Source organism: Janthinobacterium sp. SUN026, from assembly GCF_030397625.1.
In the GTDB taxonomy this organism is placed as follows: domain Bacteria; phylum Pseudomonadota; class Gammaproteobacteria; order Burkholderiales; family Burkholderiaceae_D; genus Janthinobacterium; species Janthinobacterium kumbetense.
In genome coordinates this window covers 2036838-2062102 of the sequence record NZ_JAPQNU010000001.1, presented here as the reverse complement: position 1 = coordinate 2062102, position 25265 = coordinate 2036838, and the positions used below count along the sequence as shown (strand labels likewise).

Genomic DNA, 25265 nt, shown 5'->3' with positions numbered 1-25265 from the left:
AGCAGCATGACTATCACCTCTCATTTCTCGCGCCGCCGCTTCCTCGGCTCCATGCTGGGCCTGGCCGGCACCGCGGCCACGCCATTCGCCCTCAACCTGGCCGCCATGGGCCAGGCTGCGGCCCAGTCCGCCGACGACTACAAGGCCCTCGTCTGCCTGTTCATGACCGGCGGCAACGATTCCTTCAACACGGTGCTGGCCACGGACACGCCATCGTGGAGCGAATACCTGCGCCTGCGCAACACGGGCAGCAACGATTCGATCCACCTGCCCGGCGTCGGCGAAACGGGCGGCGTGCTGCCGATCACGCCGGCCACGGCGCAAACGGGCCGCAGCTTTGCCCTGCATCCCGCCCTCGCTCCCGTGAAAGACCTGTTCGACGGCGGCCGCGCCGCCATCGTTGCCAATGTGGGCACCCTGATCCAACCCCTGACCCTGGCGCAATACAAGGCGGGCAATGTGGCGCTGCCGCCGAAACTGTTTTCGCATAACGACCAGCAATCGACCTGGCAATCGGGCTTGCCGGAAGGCGCCAGCATCGGCTGGGGCGGACGCCTGGGCGACCTGCTCGGCACGGGCAACGCGAATGCGACGTTTACGGCCATCTCGGCCGCGTCGAACGCGCTGTTCCTCAGCGGGCGCCAGGTGCGCCAGTTTCAGGTGGGCCAGGCGGGCGCCGTGCCGATCCGCAATATCGGCGGCGGCTACCTGTTCGGCACCACCCAGGGCGAGACGGCCTTGCGCGACATCATCAGCACGGCGGGCGACGACATGATGGAGCAGGAACACGTGGCGACGGTACAGCGCGCCATTTCCAGCCAGAGCGTGCTGAGCGGCGCCATGCTGGCGGCCGGCGCGGGCGGCGTGCCCAATCCGCCTCCCTACATCAACCCGAACACGGGCGCGTCCAGCGTCAACCAGCTGGCCGTGCAATTGCAGACGGTGGCGCGCATCATCGGCGGGCGCGGTCCCCTGGGGGCGAAACGGCAAGTGTTTTATGTGACCCTGGGCAGCTTCGACACGCATGACCGCCAGAAGGAATTGCACGGCGACCTGATGGCGCGCTTGGCGCACGCGCTCGCGTATTTCGACGCGACCCTGGCCACCCTGCAGGGCGCCGACGTGCGGCGCCAGGTGACGACGTTTACGGCGTCGGACTTCGGCCGCACATTCAGCAGCAACGGCGACGGCACGGATCACGGCTGGGGCGCGCACCACTTTGTCGTGGGCGGCGCCGTGAAGGGCCGCGACATCTACGGCGCCTTCCCCGCCACGGGCCTGGGCCATGAGCTGGACGTGGGTTCCGGCTCCCTGCTGCCGACCACCTCCGTCGACCAGTATGGCGCCACCCTGGCCAAATGGTTCGGCGTGGCCGACAGCCAGCTGGCCGACGTGTTCCCGAACATCGGCAACTTCAGCCGGCGCGACCTGGGTTTCATGACGGCAACTTAACCGTTCACGGCCACCGTCAGGGTCACCACATAACCATCGGTGGCATTGCCCGTCACCGTGGCCATCTGCAAGCTGGTGCCGTCGGCAAAGACATTGTCGGTGGCATAGCTGATCTGCGCCAGGTTACGCACGCTGGCCGTGTAGCCGCTGGCCGTGTAAGCCTCGTTCAGCGTTGCCATCGGGAACGTGAACTGCGACGTCTTGATGCGGTTCGCGGCGCTGGCCGCCTTGGCCAGGCTGGGATACACCTCGAAATGCACGTGCGGCATGCGCCCTGCGTAGCAGCCGGGAAAGATGGTCGCAAACGCCAGCTTGCCGGCGCTGTCCGTTTCCTGCACGCCGCGCAGGTAGTTCTGCGTCGTGACGCCGCTCGAATACAGCGAATACAGGCCGTCGCGGTCGCAATGCCACAGATAGACGGCGTAGCCGGCCAGGCTGGCGCAGCCGCCGCTGGCGTTGAGCAACTGCAAATTGATGGTCAAGGGCACGCCTGCCGCCACGCCCCTGGCGCCATTGAAACTGGCGCGGATATCGCTGCGCACGACGCCCGACTGGTTCAGCACGTTGATGATGCTGCCGCCATTCGTGTTCGTGCCATCGGCCGGATACGGCCCGCCCGTTTCCTCGGGAATCACCGTGCAGGCGCCCGCCGCCGGTATCGTGACGCTGCCGGCGCCGCCGGACGTGCCCGTGCCGGCGCCGCCGCTCGCGGCCGTGCCGCCGGCGTCCGACCCGCCGCCGCAGCTCATCAACGGCAAGGTGGCGGCGCCCGCCAGCAGCCAGCGCAGGACTTGCCGCCGTTCAAACGCCTGTTGCCGCATCATTTCGAGGTCGGATGCCAGACCGTGATCATGTAAGTCCATATATATTCCATCAAGTAGGGCAAGCTCGCCAAGGCAGGGCTCAGGCTGGCGCACAGGAACAGCGCCTGCGTGGCCCGTTGCGCGAGCGCCTTCCTGGCGGCAATGGCGAGCTTGCGTTCCATGCTTCAAGCCGTTGTATCGACCAGGTTGCCGCTGGCGGACAGGCTGCCGCCCGCACTCGCCGCGCCCAGGCTGCCCGACAATGCCTGCAGGAAACTGTTCAGTTTGCTACTGCTGCTGCTCGTGCCGCCCTCATCGCCACCCAGGGCGCTGAGCAGGCTGGCAAAGCTGGACTGCAAGTCCGTCACGCTGCCGTCCGCGCTCTGCGCGCTGTTGCTGCCATCGCTGCCGGATGACGAGAGTTTTTGCAGCAAGCTTTGCAAATCCGACTCGATATTGCCGAGGCCGCCGCGCGCGCCACCGCCGGGTGGCGGCCCCGAAGGCGGCTCGCCCCCCTCTTCTTGCCCGCCGGCACCGCCACCGCTCTGCGCATGCAGGCTGCCCATCAGCTGGTGCAGGAAGGCGCCCAGCGCCTGGCCCGCGTCGCCGCTGCCGGCGGCGCTGCTGCCGTCCGTCGCGCTATCGCCATCGCTGGCATCGACCGTCACGCCGATCGATGACAAGGCGCTGGAAATGGCGTCGAGAAATGCGCCATCGTCGGGTTTTGACGGCCGCGTGCCGCCCGCGCCGCTGGTACTGCCGGTATTGCTGCCGCCGCCCAGGCGGCTGAACGCGCTCAGCTGGCTGGCGGCGCTGGTCGAACTCAATGCACTGATGCTCATCTCACTCTCCTGTGCTTATTGGGGGCGGCGCGGACCGGGGCGGCTGTCGCCCCGCTGCTGCGCCTGCTTGCGCTGTTCCGGCGTCAGCACGGCCAGCAATTGCTGCTCCAGCCGCGCCTGCTGCAAGCTGATCTGCGCCATGGCTTGCGCCGCCGTGCTGGCCAGCGCGCTGGCCTTCGCATCGTCGTAGGCGCTGGACCCGGCCAGCGCGCGCAGTTGCGCATGGGCCTTGAAGGCGATCTTTTCCTGTTCCCGCAGCAATGGCGCCTGGGCATAGGTGGCGGCGAAAATCTTGTCCTGCTGCGCTTCGCTCAAGTCGATGCCGCGCAGGAATGGCGGCAAGCCTGGCGCACCGGGTCCGCCGGGTCCGCCGGGTCCGTGACCCAGGCCGGGCGGCGGCCCTTCCATGGGCGCAGCTTCTTGCTGGGCCAGCGCCAGCAGCGGCATGCTGCAGGCGGACAGCAGCAACAGGGATACGGCAATACTCAGGTATTTCATCGGGCTTTCCTTTCGTGACGATCAGCCCTGATTGTGGGCGTCTGGCATGTAAAGCAACGTTAGGGCGGCGTAAAAGCGTGTAAAGGAAGGTGCGCAAATGTAAGCGGACGTATGTAAAAGCGGGTAAAACCGCCCTGAACGGCCCCCTTTGACTGCTATCATCGGGCGATATTCACCCGAAAAAAGCACAGGCATGAGCAAGGTTTTGTTAATCGATGACGACGTGGAACTGGTCGGCATGTTCCAGGAATACCTGACGCAGGAAGGTTTTGACGCCCGCGCCGTGCATGACGGCGAAAGCGGCGCGGCCGAGGCGCTGACGGGCCTGTACGCCATCGCCATCCTCGACGTCATGATGCCGCGCATGAATGGCCTGGAAACCCTGCGCCGCATCCGCGCCGGCAGCAACCTGCCCATCCTGATGCTGACGGCGCGCGGCGACGATACGGACCGCATCGTGGGCCTGGAGCTGGGCGCCGACGATTACGTGACAAAACCGTGCACGCCGCGCGAGCTGACGGCGCGCATCCGCGCCATCCTGCGCCGTGCGCAAGCGGCGCCGCAGGACACGTCGGGCCTGGCGCCGCTGACCGTGGGCCAGTTGACGATGTGGCCGGAACAGCGCCGCGTTGCCTGGGCCGGCGCGCACCTGGAGCTGACGAGCACGGAATTCAACCTGCTGGAAGTGCTGGTGCGCCATGCGGGCAAACCCGTGAGCAAGAATCAGCTGTCCGAACTGGGCCTGGGCCGGCCCATGGCCCGCTTCGACCGCAATATCGACGTGCACTTGAGCAGCCTGCGCCGCAAGCTGGGCAGCCTGGCCGATGGCCGTTCCTGCCTGCAAACCGTGTACCGTCTCGGCTACCAGCTGATCAAGGAGTAAGCGTGGGCCGTCTGTTCTGGAAGTTTTTTCTGTGCATCATGCTGGCGCAAGTGACGGCCACCATCGGCATCGGCGGCACCTTCTGGCTGAAAAACCGGGCCGCGCAGCAGGAACGGGCCCTCGACATCGACACCAGCCCGCCCGCGCAAATGATCATCGAGGCCGCCAGCGCCACCGTGGAAGCAGGCGGCAGCCAGGCCTTGCGGCAATTCCTGGGCAAGCTCGAACGCATGCGCGTGTTTGCTGTCGATGCCAAAGGGCAAGAATTGATGGGCCGCACGGTGCATCCCGCCATGCTGGCCAAGGCGCGCGCCATGCTGCAACAAAGCCAGGCCCATCCCGTCGTGCGCGACGTGGCCGGCAGCGACGGCAAGCGCTACCTGCTGTTCCTGCCCTCGTCGGAACGCTTCCGCAATGCCGAGGCGGGCGCCGCGCGCGACACGCTCAACGCCGTCACCCTGAGCGGCCCGCGCGCCATGGGACCCGGTCCACGCCCCGGCGAAGCGGGCGCCCCGCCGCCACGCGGCGAATTCGGCCGCGGCATGCCGCCCGGCCCGCGCATGGACAGCCCCTACCGCACCTTCATTCCCCTGGCCGCCGCCATCGCCGCCAGCCTGCTGTTCGCCTTTTTGCTGGCCTGGTATTTTGCGCGCCCCATCCGCGACCTGCGGCAGGCGTTCGAGGCCGCCTCGCACGGTAACCTGGCGCCGCGCTTTCACGCCAGCGGCAAGCGCGACGATGAATTGACGGACCTGGGACGCGATTTCGACCGCATGACGGGCCGTTTGCGCAGCCTCATGGACAGCCAGAGGCGCTTGCTGCATGATGTCTCGCATGAGCTGCGCTCGCCGCTGGCGCGCTTGCAGGCCGCCATCGGCCTGGCGCACCAGCAGCCGGAAAAGATGGCCGCCTCGATGCAGCGCATCGAACGCGAAAGCGAGCGCATGGATAAGCTGATCGGTGAACTGCTGACCCTGTCGCGGCTGGAAGCGGGCGCCGTGCAAGCGGGCGCGGGGCACGCGCACAGCGAAGACGTCGGCATCGCCGACCTCGTGCACGACATCGTGGACGACGCCCGCTATGAAGCCAGGGCGCGCCTGATGGGCATCGACCTGGCGGTCGACGCGGCCATGGCCGACGCCAGCGTCACGGGCCAGCCCGAACTGCTGGCGCGCGCCGTGGAAAACGTGGTGCGCAATGCTGTCAAGCACAGCCCCGACGGCGGCACGGTCGATGTCGAGCTGTCGCGCCAGCATGATTGCCTGCGCATCGCCGTGCTGGACCGGGGACCCGGCGTGGCCAGCGCCGACCTGGCCCGCATTTTTGAACCATTCTTCCGCGCCGCCAATACCCAGCACAGCACGGACGGCCATGGCCTGGGCCTGGCCATCGCCCAGCACGTCATCAACGCCCATGGCGGCCGCATCGGGGCCAGCTTGCGCAGCGGTGGCGGACTGTGCGTGGAAATGTTGTTGCCCGTCAAAACGCCAGGCTGACCTGTCGGCGAGCCTGGCGTCTTTTATGCGCGGAGTTGCTGTTACGCTTGCGTATCGATGATGCTGCCCAGGGTGGACGAAGTCGATTTGGCCGGGCTCGTCGCCGTATCGGCGCTGCTGGCCGGCTGAGCATCTTGCTGCGCCGCCTTCTGCGCGGCGGCAGCTTGCAACTGGGCAATTTGCGCCTGCAAGGCCTGGATTTGCTGCGCCAGTTGCTGTTGCAGCTTTTGCGACGCCTCCGTCTGCTCGCCCTTCTGCGACTCCGTCAACTGCTTCTGCGCCGCCGTGATCTGCTTTTGCAGCGCCGCGATCTGCGAACTGCTGCCCGAACTGGCGCTACTGGCCGCGCTGACCGCGCCGCCTGAACCGATTGCCGCTACCATGATGCCTCCTCAGTGTTTCGATACCAAGGTTAACGGCAAGCATGGGCGCGGATGTAGTGCCGCAGGTGTAAAGGCAGGTAAAGACAGAGAAAGACGGCTGGCGCCCCTCCCTTCACCGCGATCAGGTCTTGGGTAACGTTACGCCGACCTGGCCCTGGTATTTGCCGCCGCGGTCCTTGTACGACGTTTCGCACACTTCATCTGACTCGAAGAACAGCACTTGCGCCACGCCTTCGTTGGCGTAGATTTTCGCCGGCAGCGGTGTCGTGTTGGAAAACTCCAGGGTCACATAGCCTTCCCATTCCGGTTCGAACGGGGTGACGTTGACGATGATGCCGCAGCGCGCATACGTGCTCTTGCCCAGGCAAATCGTCAGCACATTGCGGGGAATGCGGAAATACTCGACGGTACGGGCCAGCGCGAACGAATTTGGCGGGATGATGCAATAGCCCTTGCCCGACACGTCGACGAAGTTGTTCGCGTCGAAATCCTTCGGGTCGACGATGGTGGTGTTGATGTTGGTAAACAACTTGAACTCGTCGGCGCAACGGATGTCATAGCCATAGCTGGACGTGCCGTAGGAAACGATGCGGTTGCCGTCGCGTTCCTTGACCTGGCCCGGTTCGAACGGCTCGATCATGCCCGTTGTTTCCGCCATGCGGCGTATCCATTTATCGCTTTTAATCGTCATCGCAGGGGTATCTTTCTAGAATATCGGAATGGCTGGGGCCGCACGCCTGCTGCAGGCGTGGCCCGGATGGCAGGATTTTACGCGAAAAACCGCCACTTTTGGCCCTTGCCCGCTGAAAATCCTTGCCAGTCGGCTAGTGTTTCGCCAACAGCGAGGTGATCATCTCGCGCACCACTTGCGCCGTCAATTCCGGGTTTTCCATGGGAAACAGATGCCCGCCCGGCACCTGGCGGAAAAATTTGCCGACCAGCTTGCGCGTGGCAGTCAAGCCCGCCTGGCGGCATTCCACCGATTCCGTGCCGCCGATAAAACCGATGGGCACTGGAAAACCGTCCTTGACGAGACCGCCGATGTGGTGCGGCAAGCTGCGGTAGACCTGCGTTTCCACTTCGCGCGTAAAGCGCAGCTGCACCCCGTTCGGATGCGGCGCCAGGCCGCTGTCGATGTAATCGCGCAAGACTTGCGGCGCCCAGATGGCGAACATGTCCTTGGCGGCAAAATGCTCATACGCGGCTTGCGCGTCGGGCCACAGCTTGCGCCTCCGGGCGGAAAAACGGGCGGGAGAGTAACGCTCGCCCAGCGCCGTGTTGCGCGCCAGCCGCACCAGCAAGGCGCGCCAGCCCGCCACCACGGGCGAATCGAGCAAGACCACGCAGCGCACCAGGTCGGGCCGCTGCTTGGCCACCATGACGCTGAGCATGCCGCCCAGCGAATGGCCGACGAGGATCACGGGCGCGCTGTAGCGGCGCTCCAGGTCGTCGATATACTCGCGCACCAGCTCTGGCCAGCCCGTGCTGACGGGGTATTCGGGATCGTGCGCATGCATGTCGAGCGCCTGCACGGTGTAATGCTGTCCCAGCAGGCCAAACAGCTTGCGGTAAGTGCCGGCTGGATAACTGTTGGCATGGGCAAAGTGCAGTTGCGGGAGGGTCATCGTGGGTCGGTGCCGGTGAATGCGATAAACAATTGTAATGGCATGCCGGCAAGACGTATCAGAGGAAGGACTCTAATTGCCGGGGCGCATGGGCCATGCCGGGCACGAACGCCGCCAGCACTTCGCCCAGCTCGGCGTTTGAATCCACGACGCAAAAAGCGTCGTCGAACGCGTAATGACGGTTCATGGGATTGCGCACGACGATGCATTCCAGCCCGGCCGCATTGGCGGCGCGCAAGCCGCGCGGCGAGTCTTCCACGGCCACACAGTCGGCGGCGGCCAGGCCCAGGCGCTGCAAGCCCAGCTGGTAGCCGTCGGGCGCCGGCTTGCTTTCGCCATACATTTCACGCGTGAGCACGAAATCGAAGTGGCGCAACAAGCCCGTGGCCGCATGGCTGATCCGGAAATGCTGTTCGTAGGCACTGGTAACCACACCCATGGCCACGTGCGGGCGCAGCGCCGCCAGCACTTGGCCGATGCCGGGCATGGCCAGCTGGCGCGCCTGGCGCAGGCGCTGCGCGAACAGCGCGGTGCGCTCGGCCCGCAGGCGCTCGACCAGCTCGATATCATGGCCCTGCCCCAGCAGCACATGCCAGGCGCCGTAGTTATTGTCCAGGAACCAGTCAAAGAATTGCTTCGGCGTCAGGTCTATGCCGTAGGGCAAGAGCAAGTCGCGGTTGCTTTCGTAAAACAGCTGCTCGGTGTTGACCAGCACGCCATCGTTGTCCCACAGCACGCCCTGGATGGTTTTCATGGCTTGTTGTCGTTCAGAAACTTACTTGAAGAAAATGTCGTAGGACAACTTGACGATCAGCAACACCAGCAGCACGAGGAACAAAATGCGCACGAAGGCGGCGCCACGGCGCACGGCGATCCAGGTGCCCGTCAGGGCGCCCAGGATATTGCACACAGCCATCGGTGCAGCCACGGCATACACCACGTGACCGGCAGGAATGAAAAAGGCCAGCGCGGCCACGTTGGTGGCGATATTCACCAGTTTCGAGCAGGCCGAAGCGAGGATGAAATCGAAGCCGAAGACGCGGATGAACAGGAAAATCAGGAAACTGCCCGTGCCCGGCCCGAACAGGCCGTCATAGAAGCCGATGGCGCCGCCGATGACGATGGCGAGAATGCGCTCGCGCGGCCCGATGGGGCGCGCTTCGCGCGTCGTGCCGAAATCCTTCTTGATGAAGGTGTAGATGGCCATGATGATGATCAACACCAGCACCATCGGGCGCACCACCTGCTGCGGCACATACGACACGGCGGCCGCCCCGATGAAGGACATGACAAAGGCACTGGCCACGGCCGGCAGCACCAGCAGCCACGGGATGTGCACCTTGCCGACAAACGAGCGAGCGGCAAACGTGGTGCCGCAGGCGGACGCCAGTTTGTTCGTGCCCAGCAGGGAGGTCGAGGCCATGTTCGGCATCAGGTTGAACAGCGCCGGCAGCTGTATCAGCCCGCCCCCGCCAACGGCGGCATCGATCAGGCCGGCAAAGAAGGCAAATAAACACAGCAGCGAGATGGTCAGCATGATAGGCAATGAGGAATGGGCGACAGCGGCAGTATAGGCGCCGTGGATTTTTCCGGATGCAACTTCATATTGCGGAAAACGCAATCATGCGTAACGCTTGACGGAATGCGCCCCGTGCGGTCTACTGGCCTCTTTTGCCGGGAGTCACGCGATGTCGATGAAACTGATGTGGGAGATCCGCGCCTTTTGCACCGTGGTGGAAAAGCGCAGCTTCATCCACGCGGCGCGCATGCTGGGGCGCTCGCCGTCGGCCGTCACGCGCGCCATCCAGTTCCTCGAAGACGCCATCGGCGCCGAGCTGATCCTGCGCACGCAAAAGCAGTTCACCCTGACGACGGCCGGCGAAACGTATTACGCGTCGGCCAAGCACTTGCTGGAAACGCAGGCCGAGGCGGAAGACCAATTGGCGGAATTGAGCAATTCGCCGCAAGGCTGGGTGCGCCTGTCGGCGCCGGAAATCCTGTCGCTGGGCTTTCTGCCGAAAGTGGTGGCGCAATTTTCGCGCGACTACCCGAACGTCTCGGTGGACATCCATTTCTCCGATAAATCCATCGACCCCATCCAGGAAAAGCTGGATTTCGCCATCCGCGGCGCCTTTCCCCAGTCAAGCGAGCTGATCGGCTACCCCCTGTGGAATTACCGCCGCTACATGTACGCCTCGCCCGACTATATACAACGCATGGGCGCGCCCGGGGAACCGGAGGAGCTGGCCGGCCACGACATCATCATGCATTCGGCCCCCCGCATCCTGCGCGACTGGCATTTCGTTTCCGGCGAGCGCAACGTGCGCTACCAGGTGCAGCCCCGTTTCCGCTTCACTTCCGGCATCGCCACCTTCCAGGCAGCCCTGGAAGGCGCCGGCATCGTGCGCCTGGCCAGCTGGCTGGCGGAACCGGCCGTGGCCAACGGCACCCTGCGCAGGGTCTGCACGGCGTACCGGCTGACGTCATCGAAGGAGCTGGACCCCAGCATTCATGCCGTGTACGGCACCTCGCGCATGGCCAAGGGGGCGCGGTTGTTTCTGGAATATGTGCGCAAAAGGGGGATGGAGATACCGGATGAAAGAGAAAGTTAGGGTCTATTGCGCCACGATGGCATCGCCATACACGGCGAACTGCGCGCCGTCGAAGGCAAAGACGGCCACCTCGCGCATGGCAGCGCCAGCAATGCCTGCACCACAGGCGCCTGCGCGGTCGCGGTCGCTGCGCTGAACGTCAATGCACAACTGCACAACTCGCCATCTTATTGGCCCTGGCAGCATCCGCCACCTGTAAGGCACTCCGCCTGACATCTCCCCACAAATACAATATTAGAAAAATGCCCAGCAGCGGAAAAATAAAGTGCAGGACCTCATACTTTTTTTGCAAAACAGGACAGTCTTCGCCAGCGCAACGCTTATTTCGCCATAGCCCCACCACGCCGTAGCGACACAAATAAATAACTGCGTTCATCGTCACTGCGAGTAGCCACACTATCAAAATAACAAGGAGGCTGCCCAACCATTGCCTAACATTCGATAGAAGACTCTTGGTCAGCACTTCCGAAAAGACGAGCGACAATAACATCCCGGTGGTAATTGACACTGTATGCGAGATGCCATGTATGACAGGCACTAGTACTTTCTGCCTTAAAAAATGCCCCCACTCTGCAGCCAACAACATGGTGCACGACACCAGGAATAGGACAAGACTGGACAGCGGCGAGGGAATAGCCATGTAATGCGCAATAAATTCCCCTTGTAACGACTTGGCCATGTCACTGACAAGCTGATCGCTCGTGAATTGCAATCCAAATAAGAGCAAACCAGTAAACAAGCCACTCGCAATACCAATACCCGTATGCTGTATCGCCTGCGCCAACGCTGGTGAAATCATCTCCACATGACATAACCATTGATTCGACTGAATCGAACGCAAGCGCCGGTAAAGGTCGTCGACTTTCGTCAGCAAACGCTCGAAACGATTGCATTCATCGCACATGATCGGCCTCCTGTCCCGTATCCGATGAGGTGTATTACTTTATCGGCCATGCCAGTAGCGCTGCCGGCTGGCGCGGTACTGCGTCACATCAATATTGTCCCCAAACGCCAGCACCACCGCCCCCTCCACATCCGTGCGCAAGCGGGTAATGCCCATGTCGCCATAGCGCGCATACACCTGCGCCTTCGGATGTTTATAACGGTTTCTGTGCCCCACCTGGAAAATGGCCAGGGCCGGATGCACGGCGCTCAAAAACGCCGGCGTGGAAGACGTGCCGCTGCCGTGGTGCGGCGCCAACAGCACGTCTGCCGCCAGTTCACCCTCCGCCGAGCGCGCCAGCAATTGCGCTTCCTGCGCCGCTTCGATATCGCCGGCCAGCAAGATGGCATGCTTGCCTGCCGTGATTTTCACGGTGCAACTGCGGGCATTCGGCGTCAAGCTGATGTCCATGTGGCTGGCGGGCAGCGGGTGCAACATGGCGAAATGCACCCCTTCCCAGGTCCAGCTTTGGCCCGCCACGCAATGCAGATACGGGAGCCGGGCTTGGCGCCGTGCCTCGATGGCCGGGTGGCCGTCGAACAGCGACGAGGCCAGCCAGCCGACTTGCACGTTTTCCAGCAAGGATACGGCGCCGCCCGCGTGATCGAGGTCGCTGTGGGAAATGATCACGCCGTCGAGCCTGGCGATGCCGCGCGCGCGCAAGTAAGGCACGATGACCCGGCTGGCGCCATCGGAATCGAGGCTGTAGGCGGGACCCGTGTCATACAGCAGGCGGTGGCCGTGGGTTTCCACCAGCACGGCCATGCCTTGTCCCACGTCAAAGGCCGTGACCCACATCTGGCCAGGTGGCGGGCTGGACGGCAAGGCCGTCAGCAGGGGCAGCCAGCCCAGCATGCCCGCCCAGCGATGGGGCCATCCCCGTGGCGCCAGCAGCCATGCCGTGCCGAACAATGCCCAGCAAAAACTCCACATTGGCGGCGCGGGCGCCGTCCACACGGCAAAGCGGCGCGCACCCAGCCAGTCCAGCACCTGTGCCAGCATCTGCACGATGGCGTGCGCCAGCAGCAACAGTCCATCGGAAAGGGGCGCCGGCAGCAGGCTGCCAGCCAGAGACAGGGGCGTGACGACCAGGCTAATGACGGGAATAGCCAGCGCATTGGCGACGGGAGAAACCAGTGAGACTTGCGAAAACAGCAGCATCGTCAACGGTACCAGCCCCACCGTCACCACATACTGCGTGTATGCGCCCAGCGCCATGGCCGCGCGCAGGCGGCGCCAGCGTCCCGCCTGCTGCGGCAAGGGCACCGTGGTGCGGCCTGCCGTCGCATACAGCATGGTGGCGACGGCGCCGAACGACAGCCAGAAACCAGGCCATAGCACGGCCCACGGGTCGAGCAGCACGACGACGCCCAGCGCCAGGCACAGGATATGGCCGATGCTGGTAATGCGCCCCAGCCACAGGGCCAGCGCCACCACCAGCAACATATATAAAGTGCGCTGCGCGGGCACGCCGAAGCCTGCCAGCAGCACATAGGCAAATGCCGCCAGCGCACCGGCCAGCGCCGCCACCTTTTGCGCCGGCAGCCGCAAGGGCAGTTGCCAGTCGGTAAAAAACGAGCGCCGCCACAACGTGCCCGCACCCAGGGCGAACAGTCCCGCGATCATCGTGATGTGTAAACCCGAGATAGAGATCAAGTGGCTCACGCCCGTGCGGTTGAATACTTGCCAGTCCGACTGGGGGATGGCGCGCTGGTCGCCCACCACCAGCGCCACGATCACGCCCGCATACTGCCTATCTTCCAGGCTGCGCAGTATGCGTGCGCGCAAGGCCGCGCGGCTCGCCTCCACCACGTTGCCAAAGCCGGGCACGAAGGCAGCCAGGCGCACGTTCGGCGTATCGGCACGCGGCTGCGGCCGCACATAGCCCGTGGCACGCACGCCCTGTTCCAGCAGCCACGCCTCGTAGTCGAAGCCCATGGGATTCGCATTGCCATGCGGACGCTGCAGCCGCACGGTGAGGCGCCAGCGCTCGCCTGGCTGCACGTCGCCCACCTCGTTCGTCACTTCATCGCGAAAACCCGCATACCAGGACAGGGCGATCAAGGGAGGAACCTGCACGCCAACCGCCTTCTCCACGGCAAAATTAAAACGCACGCCCTGCTCAAAACGGTACGGCAGGCTGACAACGGTGCCCGTGACGATGATGTCCTGCCCCTCATCGGCCAGCGCCAGCTGCGGCGCCATGGCGGCCTGGGCCAGCCAGGCCGCCCAATAAAATCCCAGTCCTACGCCAGCGGCGAGCGCGACAACGCAGCGCCAGCCGGAGCCCCAGCGCGCGTGACGGCGCAGCGCCACACTCGCCGCCCACCCTGCGCCCACGATCCCCCACAGCAGCACGCCCGCATGCGGCGGCAAGCTTGCCTGCGTCTGCAACCAGGCGGCGCCAGCGGCAAAGCCGAGTATCAGGGTGCGCATGGGAACTCGACGCGAAAGGGATTCAGCTACTGTGCCCCTTTCCCACTATTTGCCATCTGATCTGGCGCAATGGTGGCGTGGATAAACGCGGCCCTGCACGCCATCCAGCGCCAAGGCGCCATGACTTGCGAACCTTGCATGCCCCCACGGACAGCGGCCGGAAACTATTTGCAGGACGTTCATCACAGGCAAGCGGGCGTGACCAGCGCCGCGTTTGCCCATCTGCCAGCCAGTTCCGCCACCGGCACCTGGACCTCGTCCTACGACATGCTGACCAGCCTGATACCGGCGCGGACACGCCATTGAGCGTGCTCGACCTGGCCTGCGCCTGATACGCGCGCGTGCCGCTTGACCATGCAAACACCAAGCCTGCCCTCCACCGCCCGCCCCCATCGACGGTATAATCGGCCTCGCTTACTTCAACACCCAGGCACGACATGACTTCCTCCGCACTTCCTCCCGATACTTCCACCGACATTTCCGACAGCAACGAAGACAATAACGACGCCACCCTGGTCGCGGAACTGGGGGAACTGGCCGAGCATATCCGCCTCGTCAAGATGGAAGGCCGCGTCTTCGTGCGCTTTTCCGGCGTCGTCAAGGCGGGCCACCTGGTGGTGCCGTATGCGCTGGTACCAAGCCAGGGCGTGCTGGCGCGGCCGGCCAAGTGGCGCAAGATGGACCGCGAAACCAAGCTGGCCCTGGTGCGCGAACGGGCCAGCGCGGCCGTCTTCGAGGAGCTGCGCCAGCACGTAATCGATTTCGTCGCCGATATCGCGGGCTTGAGCGAGGACGTGGACACGGACCCGATGGTCTTCCTGCACACGCTGGCCGACATGCAGACGTCGGAGCCGGCCGGCATGGTGTTCGACCGCATCCGCCAGCGTTTCAATCACGCCATCGAGCGCCAGCAGGAAGAACAGCACGCGGCGCGCACGCGCCAGAGCATCAACCTGGCCGAATATCCCGCCTCGTTCGAGATGGCGCGCCGCCTGCCGCGCCGCTTCGTCGCCCTGCTCGGGCCCACGAATTCCGGCAAGACGCACCGCGCCATGGAAGCGCTGGTCAAGGCAAAGAGCGGCATCTATCTGGCCCCCTTGCGCCTGCTGGCTCTGGAAAACTATGAACGCCTGCAGGAAGCCGCGCCGCACGGCAAGCCGCTGGCCGTGAGCCTGATCACGGGCGAGGAGCGCAGAGTCGTCGACGGCGCCACGCACGTGGCCAGCACGGTGGAAATGCTGGACACGAAAACCGTCGTCGAAGTGGCCGTCATCGATGAAATCCAGATGCTGGCCGACCCGGACCGGGGCGCCGCATGGACGGCGGCCGTCTGCGGCGCGCCCGCCCACACCGTCTACCTGGTGGGGGCGCCCGAAGCGCGGCGCGCCATCGAAGCGCTGGCCGAGCGCCTGGACTGCCCGCTGGAAGTGCATGTTTTGAAACGCATGGCGCCCCTGTCGATGGAGCCGACGGCCGTGCGCAAGGTGCGCAACCTGCGCCGCGGCGACGCCGTCATCGCCTTTTCGCGCCGCGAAGTGCTGATGTGGCGCGACATGATCACGGAAACGGGGTTGTCGGTGGCGACTGTGTACGGCAACCTGTCGCCGGAAGTGCGGCGCGCGCAGGCGCAGCGCTTCCGCGACGGCACGGCCGATATCGTCGTCGGCACGGACGCGCTGGCGATGGGCCTGAACATGCCGATCGCGCGCATCGTCATGACCACCTGCGTCAAATACAATGGCCGCGAGGAGGAAGAGATTTCGGCCGCGCTGGCGCGCCAGATCGCCGGGCGCGCAGGCCGCTACGGCGTGCATGAAGAGGGCCTCGTGGCCGGCTACGACAACGAGACGCATGAAGTGATGCGCGCCCTGCTGAAGGAAAAACTGCATCCGCTGAACACCAGCGGCTTTGCCGTGGCGCCGTCGCTGGAACACCTGCACCGCATTTCGTCGGTGACGGGCGAGCTGTCGCTGTCAAAACTGCTGCGCCGTTTCATCCACAATATCGACGTGCCGGACGGCTTTTTCTTCCCCCGCATCACGGAAGACCAGAAAGAGCGCGCCGTCTGGCTCGACACCCTGCCCCTGTCCGTGGCCGACAAGTTCACCCTGTCGCTGGTGCCGATTTCCAGCAAGGTGCCGTCCCTGCAAACGGCGTGGGAACACTGGGCGAAGAATCTGTCGCTGGGCAAGACGTCTACCTTGCGCCAGCACGCCTACGGCGGCGGCACGCAGAATCTGCAGCAGGTGGAAGACACGTGCCGCTACTATTCCGCGTATGCGTGGCTCAGCTACCGCCTGCCCGAATTCTTCCCCGATATCGCCGTGGCGCAAAACCTGTCGCGCGATGCGTCCGAGCGGGTCGACTCCATCCTGCGCGCGCACAATGCAGCCTCGCGCGGACGTTCGAAGAAGTTCAAACAAGCGTAAAAAGCATGCGTCAATGGAGTGGCCAGAACCAGACCTCGCCACACTCCCAGTAGCATTCGGTGCCGCACTCCTTGACGCCGATGGATGACAGCAGGATATCGATATGCCCGCCCGCGCCGCCCAGGTAGCCGGGAATGCGGAAGAAGGCGACGAGGCCCTGGCGCTGGCCGATGCCGGCGATGGCGGCATTCCTGGCGAATTTTTCGGGCGCTCCGAACATCGACGGGCTGGCCAGCATGTGCGCCAGCTTGGCCTGACCCGGTTCGATCAGCGCGCCCTTGAACGGCCCCTTGCGGATGGCCATGCGGCCCCTGACCTGGACGCCGGCCTTGATCAGGGCCAGGCTGACGCGGATGGCGCAGGTATTGGCAAAGCTGTCCTTGCCGATCAAGTCTTCCCAGCCGATTTCGCCGAACAAGGCCGCCTGGTCGACGGCCGCCACGCTCGAGTAATTTTCACGCAGATTGATGAATGCGGGTTTCACGCCGGCCTCCCGTTGCCCCTGGACGATAGGGAACCTCAGGCCGATTGTAGGAGGATGCGGCAGCCCCGCACTGAGCGAGGTCAAGCGATATGCATTACGGTTTGCCCGCCTCGTAATGCAGTTTCAACACCAGCCCATTATGGTCATCGGCCATATAGATATCGCCATCCTGTCCCTGCTTCACGTCGACGGGCGCGCCCCTGCCCTGCTTGCCCTTGCGCTCCCAGTTGCCGATCAACTCGACGGACTTGCCCAGCGGCGCGCCAGCCTTGTCGGGCAACAGGGCCACCAGGCGGTGGCCATTGCTGCGGTAGCCGTGGTAGCCGATGATCAGGCTATTCTTGTACAACGCCGGGTAGCGGCTGGCCGTGTAAAAGGTCATGCCCAGCGGCGCGGCATGGCCGGGCAGCAGGCGCTGCGGCGCCGCATACTGGGCGTCGCAAGCCGTCTTCGGATATTCGGGACTGGCCACATTGTCGTCGTAGCAGTACGGCCAGCCATAGTGCCGGTCGGCCTTGATCAAATTGAGTTCTTCATGCGGCAGGTTTTCGTCGCTTTTCAGCTGCGGCATGGCGGCCTGGATGGCGTCGCGCGAGTTTTCCGCCTGCCACAGCTCGCCCGTGGCCGGATGGAAGGCCAGCGCCATCGAATTGCGCAAGCCGCGCGCATGCGTGCGCCAGCTCGTCACCGTGCCGGCCGGCCACGCCATCGTGTATTCGCGGATGGCGCCCAGCGCTTCCGGCCCTTCCGCCGAGGGGCAAGCCTTGGCCGGATCGGGCGCCTTGCCATCGTTCTCGCAATGGTCGGTACTCGACCCCACGTTCACATACAGGTCGCCCTTGGGGCTGAAACGCATGTTCGTCAGCAGGTGCAAACCGAGGCCCGGCAGGCGCGGCGTCTTGGCCGTGCCGCCGATCACGTCGGTGATGGCGCGGGCCGGATCGCGCAAGTCGAAGCGGAAGATGCGCCCCACCTCGCCCACGTAGACCATTCCGTCCGGCCCCTGCACGATGCCGTTCGGGCGATCGAGCTTGTCGAGCAACAGCTTGCGCTCGTAGCCGCCACCGGCCGCCTTGGGCTGCAACAGCCATAATTTACCCTGTTTCGGCGCCCATCCCGCCATGTCCGTGACAACGATGTCGCCATTCGTCAGCGGCAGCACGCCGCGCGGGAATTTCAGGCCGTCGGCCAGCACGGCCACGCAAAAGCCGGCCGGCGTGGTGACGTCGAGGCGCGGCATGCCGTCGCACTGGGCGCCGGTCGCCGCCTGGGCGGGCGCAAACGCGCCGGAAAGGCAGGCTGCCAGGGCGCCCGCAAGCATTTTCTTGTTCATGGTCTCACTCCATCAGGGGTAATCGGGGCATCACGGCGCGCGCGTTGGCGCTGGTGGCAAGCGCCACTTGCGCGATATCAAGGCCGCGCAGCTCGGCCAGCACGGCGCCGATGCGCGGCAATTCTTCGGGGCTGTTGCGGCCAGGGTGGATCCAGCTGGGGGAAATGTCGGGCGCGTCCGTCTCCAGGACGATGGCTTCCAAAGGCAGGTCGGCCGCCATGCGGCGTATCTGCAGCGCGCGCGTAAACGTCATGGCGCCGCCAAACCCCAGCTTGAAACCGAGGTCGATATAACCCTGCGCCTGCTGGAAGCTGCCGTTGAACGCATGGGCGATGCCGCCGTTCGGGCGGATCTGGCGCGCATGTTTGAGGACGATATCCTGCGAGCGGCGCACGTGGGTCAGCACGGGCAGGTCGAAGTCGCGGGCAATCTTCAGCTGCTCGCGCAGGAAATGCTCCTGTTTGGCGCGCATGGCCGGTTCGCACAGCATGGGAATGAAGAAATCGAGGCCGATTTCGCCGATGGCGACAAAACGCGGGTCGGCCATGGCGGCTTGCACGGCCGCGCGCAGGGCGATCAAATCGTCGTCCGTGGCGTGCGGCACGTAGATCGGGTGTATACCAAGGGCATAGCAGGCGTTGGGCGCCGTTGCCGCCAGATCGCGCACGATGCCGAAATTGGCCCGTTCGACAGCGGGAATGACGATCATGCCCACATCTTGAGCGCTGGCGCGCGCCGCCACCTGCAGCGATTCGCTGCCGAATTCATGCGCGTCGAGGTGGCAGTGCGTGTCGATCCACATGGCGAATTCCTAGTATTGGTACGGCTGCAGCCCTTCGTCCGTCAGGCGCAGCACGCGGTCGCAGCGTTTGGCCAGCTCGATATCGTGCGTGACGATGACGAAGGCCGTGCCCAGGGTGCGCGACAATTCCAGCATCAGGTCGAAAATCTGTTCGGCCGTGGCGTGATCGAGGTTGCCCGTCGGTTCATCGGCCAGCACGCAGGCCGGCTGCGTGACGAGGGCGCGGGCCAGGGCCACGCGCTGGCGCTCGCCGCCCGACAATTCGCCCGGCGTGTGCGTGACGCGCTTGGCCAGGTTCACGCGCGTGAGGATTTGCTGCGCCAGCTCGGTGGCGGGCGCGCGCTTCATGCGCCGTATCATCAGCGGCATGGCGACGTTGTCCAGCGCGGAAAACTCGGGCAGCAGGTGGTGGAACTGGTAGACGAAACCCAGCGAGGCGTTGCGCAAGTCGCCGCGCGCCTTTTCGCTGAGCGTGGCGAAATCCTTGCCCAGCAGGGTCACCTTGCCGCTGGTGGGCGTATCGAGCCCGCCCAGCAGGTGCAGCAGGGTCGACTTGCCCGAGCCGGACGCGCCGACGATGGCGACGCGCTCACCGCGATGGACGTCGATGTCGATGCCGGCCAGGACCTGCACCTTGTAGCTGCCCTGCGTGAAAGTCTTGCCCAGGCCGCGGCAGCTGAGGACGGCGGAATCGGCGGAAGCGCCGTTGGAGGCAGGTTTGTTCAGATCGGTCATGGTCATAGTCAGTGGTTTATTCATAGCGCAGGGCTTCCGCAGGTTTCACGCGGGCAGCCCACCAGCTTGGGTACAGGGTCGCCAGGAAGGCGAGGATCACGGCCAGCACGCCGATCTTGGTGACGTCGGGCCAGCGCAGGTCGGACGGCACGGTGCTGATGAAGTAAATGTCCTTGGAGAGGAACTGCACGCCCAGCAGGTGCTCGATGAAGGGCACGATGACGTCGATGTTCATGGCCACCAGCACGCCGCCGCCCACGCCCAGGATGGTGCCCAGGATGCCCACCAGCGCGCCCTGGATCATGAAAATCTTCATGATGGAACGGGGCGAAGCGCCCAGGGTGCGCAAAATCGCGATATCGGCCTGCTTGTCCGTCACCGTCATCACCAGGGTCGAGACCAGGTTGAAGGCGGCCACCGCGATGATCAGGGTCAGGATGATGAACATCATGCGCTTTTCCGTCTGCACGGCGGCGAACCAGTTGGCGTTCAGCTTGGACCAGTCGCGCAGCCACAGGTCGCCCGGCATGGATTTTTTCAGCTCCGCCGCCACTTGCGGCGCCTGGTTCATGTCGGCCAGGCGCAAACGCAGGCCCGATGGACCGTCCAGGCGCAGCAAACGCTGGCCGTCTTCGATATTGATGAAGGCCAAACCCGCGTCGAATTCATTGTGACCCGCCTGGAAGATGCCGCTGACGGTAAAGCTGCGCATGCGCGGCAGCACGCCGGCCGGCGTGACCTGGCCCTGCGCCAGCATCAGCGTGACTTTTTCGCCGAGGTTGACGCGCAAGGCGCGCGCCAGCTCGATGCCCAGCACGATATTGAAGGTGCCCGGCTGCAGGGCCTTGAAGCTGCCCATACGCGTCTGGCCGGCCACGTCGGAGACGTTCGGCTCTTCCTCGGGCAGCACGCCGCGCACGATGGCGGGACGCAGCGCATCGTCGCGCAGCAGCATGCCTTGCGTTTCCACAAACGGCGCGGCGCCTTTCACGGCCGGATTCTTGAACGCCTGCGCCGCTTCGGCGCGCCAGTCGGGCATGCTGCCGCTGTTGTCGAACACTTCCACGTGGGCCAGCACGGACAGCATGCGGTCCGTCACTTCCTTCTGGAAGCCGTTCATCACGGACAGCACGACGATCAGCGCCGCCACGCCCAGGCCGATGCCGGCCATGGAAATGAGCGAGATGAAGGAGATAAAACTGTTACGGCCACTGCGCTTGCCGGCCCGCGTGTAGCGCAGGCCGACCAGCCATTCAAAGGGCAAATTCTTGAAAATACTCATTATTCAGGCGGTCTTTATCGTTTCTTGGAGTGTTATTCGTAGCGCAGCGCCTCGGCCGGCTTGACGCGCGCGGCGCGCCAGCTCGGGTAGATGGTCGCCACCAGCGCCAGGCCAAAGGCGATCAGGCCGATCTGCGCCACGTCCAGCCAGTGCACGTCCGACGGCACGGCGCTGATCTGGTAGATTTCCTTCGAGATGAAGTGCAGGCCGAAGATGCCTTCGATGAAAGGCACGATGACGCCCACGTTCAACGCCAGCACGACGCCGCCGATCACGCCCAAGGCACTCCCCAGCAAGCCGACCAGCGCGCCCTGGATCATGAATATCTTCATGATCGAGAACGGCGAGGCGCCCAGGGTGCGCAAAATGGCGATGTCGGCCTGCTTGTCGGTGACCGACATCACCAGCGTCGAGACGAGGTTGAACGCGGCCACGGCGATGATCATGCTGAGGATGATGAACATCATGTTCTTCTGGCTTTGCACCAGCGCATACCAGCTGGCACTGGCGCGCGACCAATCGCGCATCCACAGCTGGCCCGGCATCGAGGCCTTCAATTCGCGCGCCACCTGCGGCGCCTGGTTCATGTCGTGCAGGCGCAGACGCAGGCCGGACGGGCCGTCGAGCTGCAGCAGCTGCTCCGCATCCTGCATGTTGACAAACGCCAGGCTGCCATCGAGTTCATTGTGGCCTGCCTCGAAGATGCCGGCGACTTTCAGCGCGCGCATGCGCGGCATGACGATGCCAGTGGCCGGGTCGCCCGCCTTCGGCTCGCGTTCCAGCATCAGGGTGACGTTCTGGCCCACCTGCACGCCCAGCGCCTTGGCCAGGTCGATGCCCAGCACGATGTTGTACGAACCTGGCGTGAGATCCTTGAAACTGCCCTGCTTCATCTGGGAAGCCACGCTGGAGACGGTGGCTTCCTGCTGCGGCAGCACGCCGCGCACGACGGACGGACGCATGGTTTCGTCGTTGAGCAGCATGCCCTGGGTTTCCACGAACGGCGACACGGCTTTCACTTGCGGGTTGGCGTAGGCGGCGCGCTCCTGCGCCTGCCAATTCGGCATCGAGCCGCTGGTATCGAACACCTCGACGTGGGCCAGCACCGACATCAGCCGGTCGGTGACTTCCTTCTGGAAGCCGTTCATGACGGAGAGGACGACGATCAGGGCGGCCACGCCCAGGCCGATGCCGGCCACGGAAATGAGGGAGATGAAGGAAATGAAGCTGTTGCGGCCGCTGCGCTTCCCGGCACGCGTATAGCGCACGCCAACCTGCCACTCAAAAGGAAATTGTTTGATGATGCTCATGCGCTCCCGCGACAACGTAATATGCGAGCGCGCAGTGTGCCACACAAATGACACTCATGCGTGAAACACATCACCGTGGCGCGACTTTTCCCGCGCCCGCCGTCAAGGGAAAAAGCGCAGGAACTACTCCCCTACCGCCACAATCGCCTACAATCTCGGGATGAATCAACTTACCCTCGTCCTGCCCTTCGCCTTGCCCAATGCCGAACTGGCTGCCGACCTGTTCAAGGTCTTGCAGGCACCCGCCCTGGCGGCCCTGCTGTCGCGCACCTCGACTTGCAATTTGGAAACTTTTGACAACGCCAACCGCCTGCTGCCGCACGAAGCGTGGCTGGCGCATGCCTTGACCCTGTCGCCCGCGCCCAACGGCGAGGCGGCGCAGGCGGCCTTCGCGGCCCAGGCCATGCGCGGCTACGGCCTGGCGCCGGAAGCGGGCGCGCGTTACTTCCTGCTGCAGCCGGCCCACCTGGCCATCGCCCGCAGCCATATCAGCCTGGAAGACTTGCGCCAGCTCAAGCTGAGCGAGGCCGATGGCCGCACGCTGTTCGAGACGGCGCGTCCGTATTTCGACGAAATCGGCCAGCCCCTGGCGTATGGCGACGCGGGCACCTGGTTCATGCGCGCCGATGGCTGGAGCGACTTGCAGTGCGCCACGCCGGACGCCGCCACCACGCAAGACCTGTCCGTGTGGATGCCGGAAGGCGAGCATGCGCGCGCCGCGCGTCGCCTGCAGAATGAAGTGCAGATGCTGTGGCATGAACATCCCGTCAACGCGGCACGCGAAGCGCGGGGCTTGAAAGCCATCAATTCCTTCTGGATCTGGGGCGGCAGCCTGGCTGCATCTGCGCCTGCGCGCTGCGCGGCCAGCCTGCATACGAAGGACGCGCCCGGCTGGCTGGCCGCGCTGGCGGAACCGGCGCGGCGCGATGCCAGTCCAAGCAGTGTGCTGGCGGACCAGGCCGACGCCATCGTCGTGCTGGGCGGATTGACCGAAGCGGCGCAGGCGCAGGAATGGGGCATGTGGCTGCAACAGTTGCAAGCGCTGGAGGCGGACTGGTTCGCGCCCCTGCTGGCGGCCGTCAAGGATGGCCGCCTGGGCCAGTTGCGCCTGGTGCTGAGCCACCGCGACGCCTGGCTGGACTGCACCACCAGCAAGCATGCGCAGCGCAAATTCTGGCGCGCGATTACCCTGAACAAGTTGAAAGCATCATGACCCGTACCCGCATCGCCACCCGTCCCTGCCCTTACCGCGAATCCGAATTGCTGCGCCAGGGCGGCATCCACCCCGTGCTGGCCCGCTTGTACGCGTCGCGCGGCCTGTCCGACGCGAAAGAGCTCTCGATCGAGCCGAAGGACTTGATACCGCCGTCCGGCTTGCTGCACATCGGCGCGGCCGGCGTCTTCCTGGCCGACGCCATTGCCGCCAAGAAACGCATGGTCATCGTGGCCGACTACGATTGCGACGGCGCCACCGCCTGCGCCGTGGCCATCCGCGGCTTGCGCGCCATGGGCGCCGACGTCGACTTCATCGTGCCCAACCGTTTTGAATACGGCTACGGCCTGACGCCGGAAATCGTCGAACTCACCGCGCGCGAAAAGTCGCCCGACATCATCATCACCGTCGACAACGGCATCGCCAGCATCGACGGCGTGGCCGAGGCCAACCGGCGCGGCATCCAGGTGGTTGTCACCGACCACCATTTGCCGGCCGACACCCTGCCCGACGCAGCCGTCATCGTCAACCCGAACCAGCCCGCCTGCGGTTTCCCTAGTAAACATCTGGCGGGCGTGGGCGTCGTGTTCTACGTCTTGCTGGCCTTGCGCGCCGAGCTGCGCCGGCGCGGCATCTTCGATGCGCAAACGCAACCCAAGCTCGACAACCTGCTCGACCTGGTGGCGCTGGGCACGGTGGCCGACGTGGTGCGTCTCGATACGAACAACCGCATCCTCGTCGCGCAAGGTCTCAAGCGCATGCGCAAGGGCAATATGCATGCGGGCGTGGCCGCCCTGTTCCGCGTGGCGGGCCGCGAAGCGCGCAGCGCCACGCCGTTCGACCTGGGTTTTGCGCTGGGACCGCGCCTGAATGCGGCCGGCCGCCTGCAAGACATGTCCTTGGGCATCGAATGCCTGGTCACGGACGACGAAGGCCGCGCCTGGGCGCTGGCCCAGCAACTCAACGACATCAACCTGAAGCGCCGCGAAATCGAGGCGGAAATGCAGGATACGGCCCTGCTGCACCTCGATGCTTTCGAGCCGGCCAACAGCAGCACCATCAGCGTCTTCGACGAGTCCTGGCACCAGGGCGTGATCGGCATCGTCGCCTCGCGCCTGAAGGAAAAGTTTTATCGTCCGACCATCACGTTCGCGCCAGGCGCCGACGGCTGGATCAAGGGTTCCGGACGCTCGATCCCCGGTTTTCACTTGCGCGACGCGCTCGACCTCGTGTCGAAACGGGCGCCCAGCCTGATCGACAAGTTCGGCGGCCACGCCATGGCGGCCGGCTTGACCATCCGCGCCGACGCCTTCGACGCCTTTTCCCAGGCCTTCGAAGCCGTGGGCCAGGCCTGGCTCAGCCAGCAACAGCTGGAACGGGTGGTGGAAACGGACGGCCCGCTGGAAGACGCGTATTACACGACGGCCTTCATCGAGCTGATGGATGAGCAAGTGTGGGGCCAGGGCTTCGCCCCGCCCGTCTTTTGCGACGAATTCCGCGTCGTCAGCCAGCGCATATTAAAAGAGCGCCATTTGAAACTGTTGCTGGAAAAGAACGGCGTGCGCTTCGACGCCATCTGGTTCGGCCACACGGACGCCCTGGGCGAGCGCACGCGGGTCGCCTTCCGGCTCGATGCGAATGAATACAATGGCACGACCAAAGTACAACTCATGGTAGAGCACGCCGAGCCTGTCTGATGGCACC

26 protein-coding genes are annotated in these 25265 nt (G+C 64.6%); 8 read left to right on the top strand and 18 right to left on the bottom strand.

Annotated elements, in window-relative coordinates; genetic code table 11:
* Window positions 1–6 precede the first annotated feature (6 nt).
* Window positions 7–1452: a DUF1501 domain-containing protein gene (locus OX459_RS09425; RefSeq protein WP_289904754.1), complete on the top strand. Its 1446-nt coding sequence runs from the start codon at window positions 7–9 to the stop codon at window positions 1450–1452.
* Here OX459_RS09425 and OX459_RS09420 read toward each other — a convergent pair.
* From OX459_RS09420 to OX459_RS09405, 4 genes are read right to left on the bottom strand one after another with little or no spacing between them, the layout of a single operon-like run.
* The gene (locus OX459_RS09420) at window positions 1449–2315 is read right to left on the bottom strand and encodes an intradiol ring-cleavage dioxygenase (protein ID WP_289904753.1); all 867 of its coding nucleotides are present in this window, start codon (window positions 2313–2315) and stop codon (window positions 1449–1451) included. The two genes, OX459_RS09425 and OX459_RS09420, sit on opposite strands and share 4 nt — an antisense overlap.
* Entirely contained in the window at window positions 2273–2437 is a 165-nt protein-coding gene (locus tag OX459_RS09415; protein WP_171985041.1) for a hypothetical protein, read from the bottom strand. The genes OX459_RS09420 and OX459_RS09415 overlap by 43 nt, the downstream gene beginning before the upstream one ends.
* Window positions 2438–2440: 3 nt before the next feature.
* Complete coding sequence (locus OX459_RS09410; RefSeq protein WP_289904752.1) at window positions 2441–3097, bottom strand: hypothetical protein; 657 nt, start codon at window positions 3095–3097, stop codon at window positions 2441–2443.
* A gap of 15 nt (window positions 3098–3112) precedes the next feature.
* Complete coding sequence (locus OX459_RS09405; protein WP_289904751.1) at window positions 3113–3595, bottom strand: periplasmic heavy metal sensor; 483 nt, start codon at window positions 3593–3595, stop codon at window positions 3113–3115.
* 193 nt (window positions 3596–3788) lie between these two features.
* Between OX459_RS09405 and OX459_RS09400 the strand changes: the two genes are divergently transcribed.
* Together OX459_RS09400 and OX459_RS09395 are read left to right on the top strand one after the other, a co-directional pair.
* Complete coding sequence (locus tag OX459_RS09400; RefSeq protein WP_251348393.1) at window positions 3789–4478, top strand: response regulator transcription factor; 690 nt, start codon at window positions 3789–3791, stop codon at window positions 4476–4478.
* A 2-nt stretch (window positions 4479–4480) separates the two neighbouring features.
* Window positions 4481–5974: an ATP-binding protein gene (locus OX459_RS09395; RefSeq protein ID WP_289904750.1), complete on the top strand. Its 1494-nt coding sequence runs from the start codon at window positions 4481–4483 to the stop codon at window positions 5972–5974.
* 41 nt (window positions 5975–6015) lie between these two features.
* On the opposite strand, the gene OX459_RS09390 is transcribed toward OX459_RS09395, so the two are convergent.
* The 5 genes from OX459_RS09390 to OX459_RS09370 form a co-directional block, all read right to left on the bottom strand.
* Complete coding sequence (locus tag OX459_RS09390) at window positions 6016–6357, bottom strand: FlxA-like family protein (protein WP_289904749.1); 342 nt, start codon at window positions 6355–6357, stop codon at window positions 6016–6018.
* A 121-nt stretch (window positions 6358–6478) separates the two neighbouring features.
* Entirely contained in the window at window positions 6479–7048 is a 570-nt protein-coding gene (gene dcd / locus OX459_RS09385) for a dCTP deaminase (RefSeq protein ID WP_034755486.1), read from the bottom strand.
* Between the two features lie 133 nt (window positions 7049–7181).
* Entirely contained in the window at window positions 7182–7982 is an 801-nt protein-coding gene (locus OX459_RS09380) for an alpha/beta hydrolase (protein WP_289904748.1), read from the bottom strand.
* Between the two features lie 58 nt (window positions 7983–8040).
* A complete protein-coding gene (locus OX459_RS09375) occupies window positions 8041–8736 on the bottom strand; it encodes an HAD family phosphatase (RefSeq protein ID WP_289904747.1) in 696 nt (231 codons plus the stop codon).
* A gap of 21 nt (window positions 8737–8757) precedes the next feature.
* On the bottom strand, window positions 8758–9519 hold the full coding sequence (locus OX459_RS09370) for a TSUP family transporter (protein WP_034756294.1): 762 nt from the start codon (window positions 9517–9519) through the stop codon (window positions 8758–8760).
* A gap of 151 nt (window positions 9520–9670) precedes the next feature.
* Between OX459_RS09370 and OX459_RS09365 the strand changes: the two genes are divergently transcribed.
* Window positions 9671–10594, top strand: a complete 924-nt coding sequence (locus OX459_RS09365) for a LysR family transcriptional regulator (protein ID WP_289904746.1) — start codon at window positions 9671–9673, stop codon at window positions 10592–10594.
* Between the two features lie 3 nt (window positions 10595–10597).
* Here the strand turns inward: OX459_RS09365 and OX459_RS09360 are convergent, their stop codons facing one another.
* The 3 genes from OX459_RS09360 to OX459_RS09350 are packed head-to-tail and all read right to left on the bottom strand — an operon-like array spanning window position 10598 to window position 13973.
* A complete protein-coding gene (locus OX459_RS09360; protein WP_289904745.1) occupies window positions 10598–10744 on the bottom strand; it encodes a hypothetical protein in 147 nt (48 codons plus the stop codon).
* Window positions 10734–11498, bottom strand: coding sequence for a hypothetical protein (locus OX459_RS09355; RefSeq protein WP_289904744.1), 765 nt, complete (start codon window positions 11496–11498; stop codon window positions 10734–10736). Before OX459_RS09355 ends, OX459_RS09360 begins: the two co-directional genes overlap by 11 nt.
* A gap of 39 nt (window positions 11499–11537) precedes the next feature.
* Complete coding sequence (locus OX459_RS09350) at window positions 11538–13973, bottom strand: DNA internalization-related competence protein ComEC/Rec2 (RefSeq protein WP_289904743.1); 2436 nt, start codon at window positions 13971–13973, stop codon at window positions 11538–11540.
* 168 nt (window positions 13974–14141) lie between these two features.
* Between OX459_RS09350 and OX459_RS09345 the strand changes: the two genes are divergently transcribed.
* Together OX459_RS09345 and OX459_RS09340 are read left to right on the top strand one after the other, a co-directional pair.
* On the top strand, window positions 14142–14279 hold the full coding sequence (locus OX459_RS09345) for a hypothetical protein (protein WP_289904742.1): 138 nt from the start codon (window positions 14142–14144) through the stop codon (window positions 14277–14279).
* A 131-nt stretch (window positions 14280–14410) separates the two neighbouring features.
* Complete coding sequence (locus OX459_RS09340) at window positions 14411–16402, top strand: helicase-related protein (RefSeq protein WP_289904741.1); 1992 nt, start codon at window positions 14411–14413, stop codon at window positions 16400–16402.
* 10 nt (window positions 16403–16412) lie between these two features.
* Here OX459_RS09340 and OX459_RS09335 read toward each other — a convergent pair whose 3' ends face one another.
* The 6 genes from OX459_RS09335 to OX459_RS09310 form a co-directional block, all read right to left on the bottom strand.
* Complete coding sequence (locus OX459_RS09335; RefSeq protein ID WP_289904740.1) at window positions 16413–16886, bottom strand: T6SS effector amidase Tae4 family protein; 474 nt, start codon at window positions 16884–16886, stop codon at window positions 16413–16415.
* A 94-nt stretch (window positions 16887–16980) separates the two neighbouring features.
* Window positions 16981–18219, bottom strand: a complete 1239-nt coding sequence (locus tag OX459_RS09330) for a PQQ-dependent sugar dehydrogenase (RefSeq protein ID WP_289904739.1) — start codon at window positions 18217–18219, stop codon at window positions 16981–16983.
* Window positions 18220–18223: 4 nt separating this feature from the next.
* Entirely contained in the window at window positions 18224–19021 is a 798-nt protein-coding gene (locus OX459_RS09325) for a TatD family hydrolase (RefSeq protein ID WP_289904738.1), read from the bottom strand.
* A gap of 9 nt (window positions 19022–19030) precedes the next feature.
* Window positions 19031–19756: a lipoprotein-releasing ABC transporter ATP-binding protein LolD gene (gene lolD, locus OX459_RS09320; protein ID WP_035819561.1), complete on the bottom strand. Its 726-nt coding sequence runs from the start codon at window positions 19754–19756 to the stop codon at window positions 19031–19033.
* Between the two features lie 16 nt (window positions 19757–19772).
* Window positions 19773–21038: a lipoprotein-releasing ABC transporter permease subunit gene (locus OX459_RS09315; protein ID WP_071076820.1), complete on the bottom strand. Its 1266-nt coding sequence runs from the start codon at window positions 21036–21038 to the stop codon at window positions 19773–19775.
* A gap of 32 nt (window positions 21039–21070) precedes the next feature.
* Entirely contained in the window at window positions 21071–22348 is a 1278-nt protein-coding gene (locus OX459_RS09310) for a lipoprotein-releasing ABC transporter permease subunit (RefSeq protein WP_251348375.1), read from the bottom strand.
* A 160-nt stretch (window positions 22349–22508) separates the two neighbouring features.
* On the opposite strand from OX459_RS09310, the gene OX459_RS09305 reads away from it, so the two are divergent.
* The gene (locus tag OX459_RS09305) at window positions 22509–23561 is read left to right on the top strand and encodes a hypothetical protein (RefSeq protein ID WP_289904737.1); all 1053 of its coding nucleotides are present in this window, start codon (window positions 22509–22511) and stop codon (window positions 23559–23561) included.
* The gene (gene recJ / locus OX459_RS09300) at window positions 23558–25258 is read left to right on the top strand and encodes a single-stranded-DNA-specific exonuclease RecJ (RefSeq protein WP_289897584.1); all 1701 of its coding nucleotides are present in this window, start codon (window positions 23558–23560) and stop codon (window positions 25256–25258) included. Before OX459_RS09305 ends, recJ begins: the two co-directional genes overlap by 4 nt.
* The last annotated feature ends 7 nt before the right edge of the window (window positions 25259–25265 follow it).

What these genes read in the sequence shown, in the direction of transcription:
- OX459_RS09425 (WP_289904754.1), top strand. Translation starts at nt 7, where the DNA reads ATGACTATCACCTCTCATTTCTCGCGCCGCCGCTTCCTCGGCTCCATG.
- OX459_RS09420 (WP_289904753.1), bottom strand. Translation starts at nt 2,315, where the DNA reads ATGGACTTACATGATCACGGTCTGGCATCCGACCTCGAAATGATGCGG.
- OX459_RS09415 (WP_171985041.1), bottom strand. Translation starts at nt 2,437, where the DNA reads ATGGAACGCAAGCTCGCCATTGCCGCCAGGAAGGCGCTCGCGCAACGG.
- OX459_RS09410 (WP_289904752.1), bottom strand. Translation starts at nt 3,097, where the DNA reads ATGAGCATCAGTGCATTGAGTTCGACCAGCGCCGCCAGCCAGCTGAGC.
- OX459_RS09405 (WP_289904751.1), bottom strand. Translation starts at nt 3,595, where the DNA reads ATGAAATACCTGAGTATTGCCGTATCCCTGTTGCTGCTGTCCGCCTGC.
- OX459_RS09400 (WP_251348393.1), top strand. Translation starts at nt 3,789, where the DNA reads ATGAGCAAGGTTTTGTTAATCGATGACGACGTGGAACTGGTCGGCATG.
- OX459_RS09390 (WP_289904749.1), bottom strand. Translation starts at nt 6,357, where the DNA reads ATGGTAGCGGCAATCGGTTCAGGCGGCGCGGTCAGCGCGGCCAGTAGC.
- dcd (WP_034755486.1), bottom strand. Translation starts at nt 7,048, where the DNA reads ATGACGATTAAAAGCGATAAATGGATACGCCGCATGGCGGAAACAACG.
- OX459_RS09380 (WP_289904748.1), bottom strand. Translation starts at nt 7,982, where the DNA reads ATGACCCTCCCGCAACTGCACTTTGCCCATGCCAACAGTTATCCAGCC.
- OX459_RS09375 (WP_289904747.1), bottom strand. Translation starts at nt 8,736, where the DNA reads ATGAAAACCATCCAGGGCGTGCTGTGGGACAACGATGGCGTGCTGGTC.
- OX459_RS09370 (WP_034756294.1), bottom strand. Translation starts at nt 9,519, where the DNA reads ATGCTGACCATCTCGCTGCTGTGTTTATTTGCCTTCTTTGCCGGCCTG.
- OX459_RS09365 (WP_289904746.1), top strand. Translation starts at nt 9,671, where the DNA reads ATGTCGATGAAACTGATGTGGGAGATCCGCGCCTTTTGCACCGTGGTG.
- OX459_RS09355 (WP_289904744.1), bottom strand. Translation starts at nt 11,498, where the DNA reads ATGTGCGATGAATGCAATCGTTTCGAGCGTTTGCTGACGAAAGTCGAC.
- OX459_RS09350 (WP_289904743.1), bottom strand. Translation starts at nt 13,973, where the DNA reads ATGCGCACCCTGATACTCGGCTTTGCCGCTGGCGCCGCCTGGTTGCAG.
- OX459_RS09340 (WP_289904741.1), top strand. Translation starts at nt 14,411, where the DNA reads ATGACTTCCTCCGCACTTCCTCCCGATACTTCCACCGACATTTCCGAC.
- OX459_RS09330 (WP_289904739.1), bottom strand. Translation starts at nt 18,219, where the DNA reads ATGAACAAGAAAATGCTTGCGGGCGCCCTGGCAGCCTGCCTTTCCGGC.
- OX459_RS09325 (WP_289904738.1), bottom strand. Translation starts at nt 19,021, where the DNA reads ATGTGGATCGACACGCACTGCCACCTCGACGCGCATGAATTCGGCAGC.
- lolD (WP_035819561.1), bottom strand. Translation starts at nt 19,756, where the DNA reads ATGACCGATCTGAACAAACCTGCCTCCAACGGCGCTTCCGCCGATTCC.
- OX459_RS09315 (WP_071076820.1), bottom strand. Translation starts at nt 21,038, where the DNA reads ATGAGTATTTTCAAGAATTTGCCCTTTGAATGGCTGGTCGGCCTGCGC.
- OX459_RS09310 (WP_251348375.1), bottom strand. Translation starts at nt 22,348, where the DNA reads ATGAGCATCATCAAACAATTTCCTTTTGAGTGGCAGGTTGGCGTGCGC.
- OX459_RS09305 (WP_289904737.1), top strand. Translation starts at nt 22,509, where the DNA reads ATGAATCAACTTACCCTCGTCCTGCCCTTCGCCTTGCCCAATGCCGAA.
- recJ (WP_289897584.1), top strand. Translation starts at nt 23,558, where the DNA reads ATGACCCGTACCCGCATCGCCACCCGTCCCTGCCCTTACCGCGAATCC.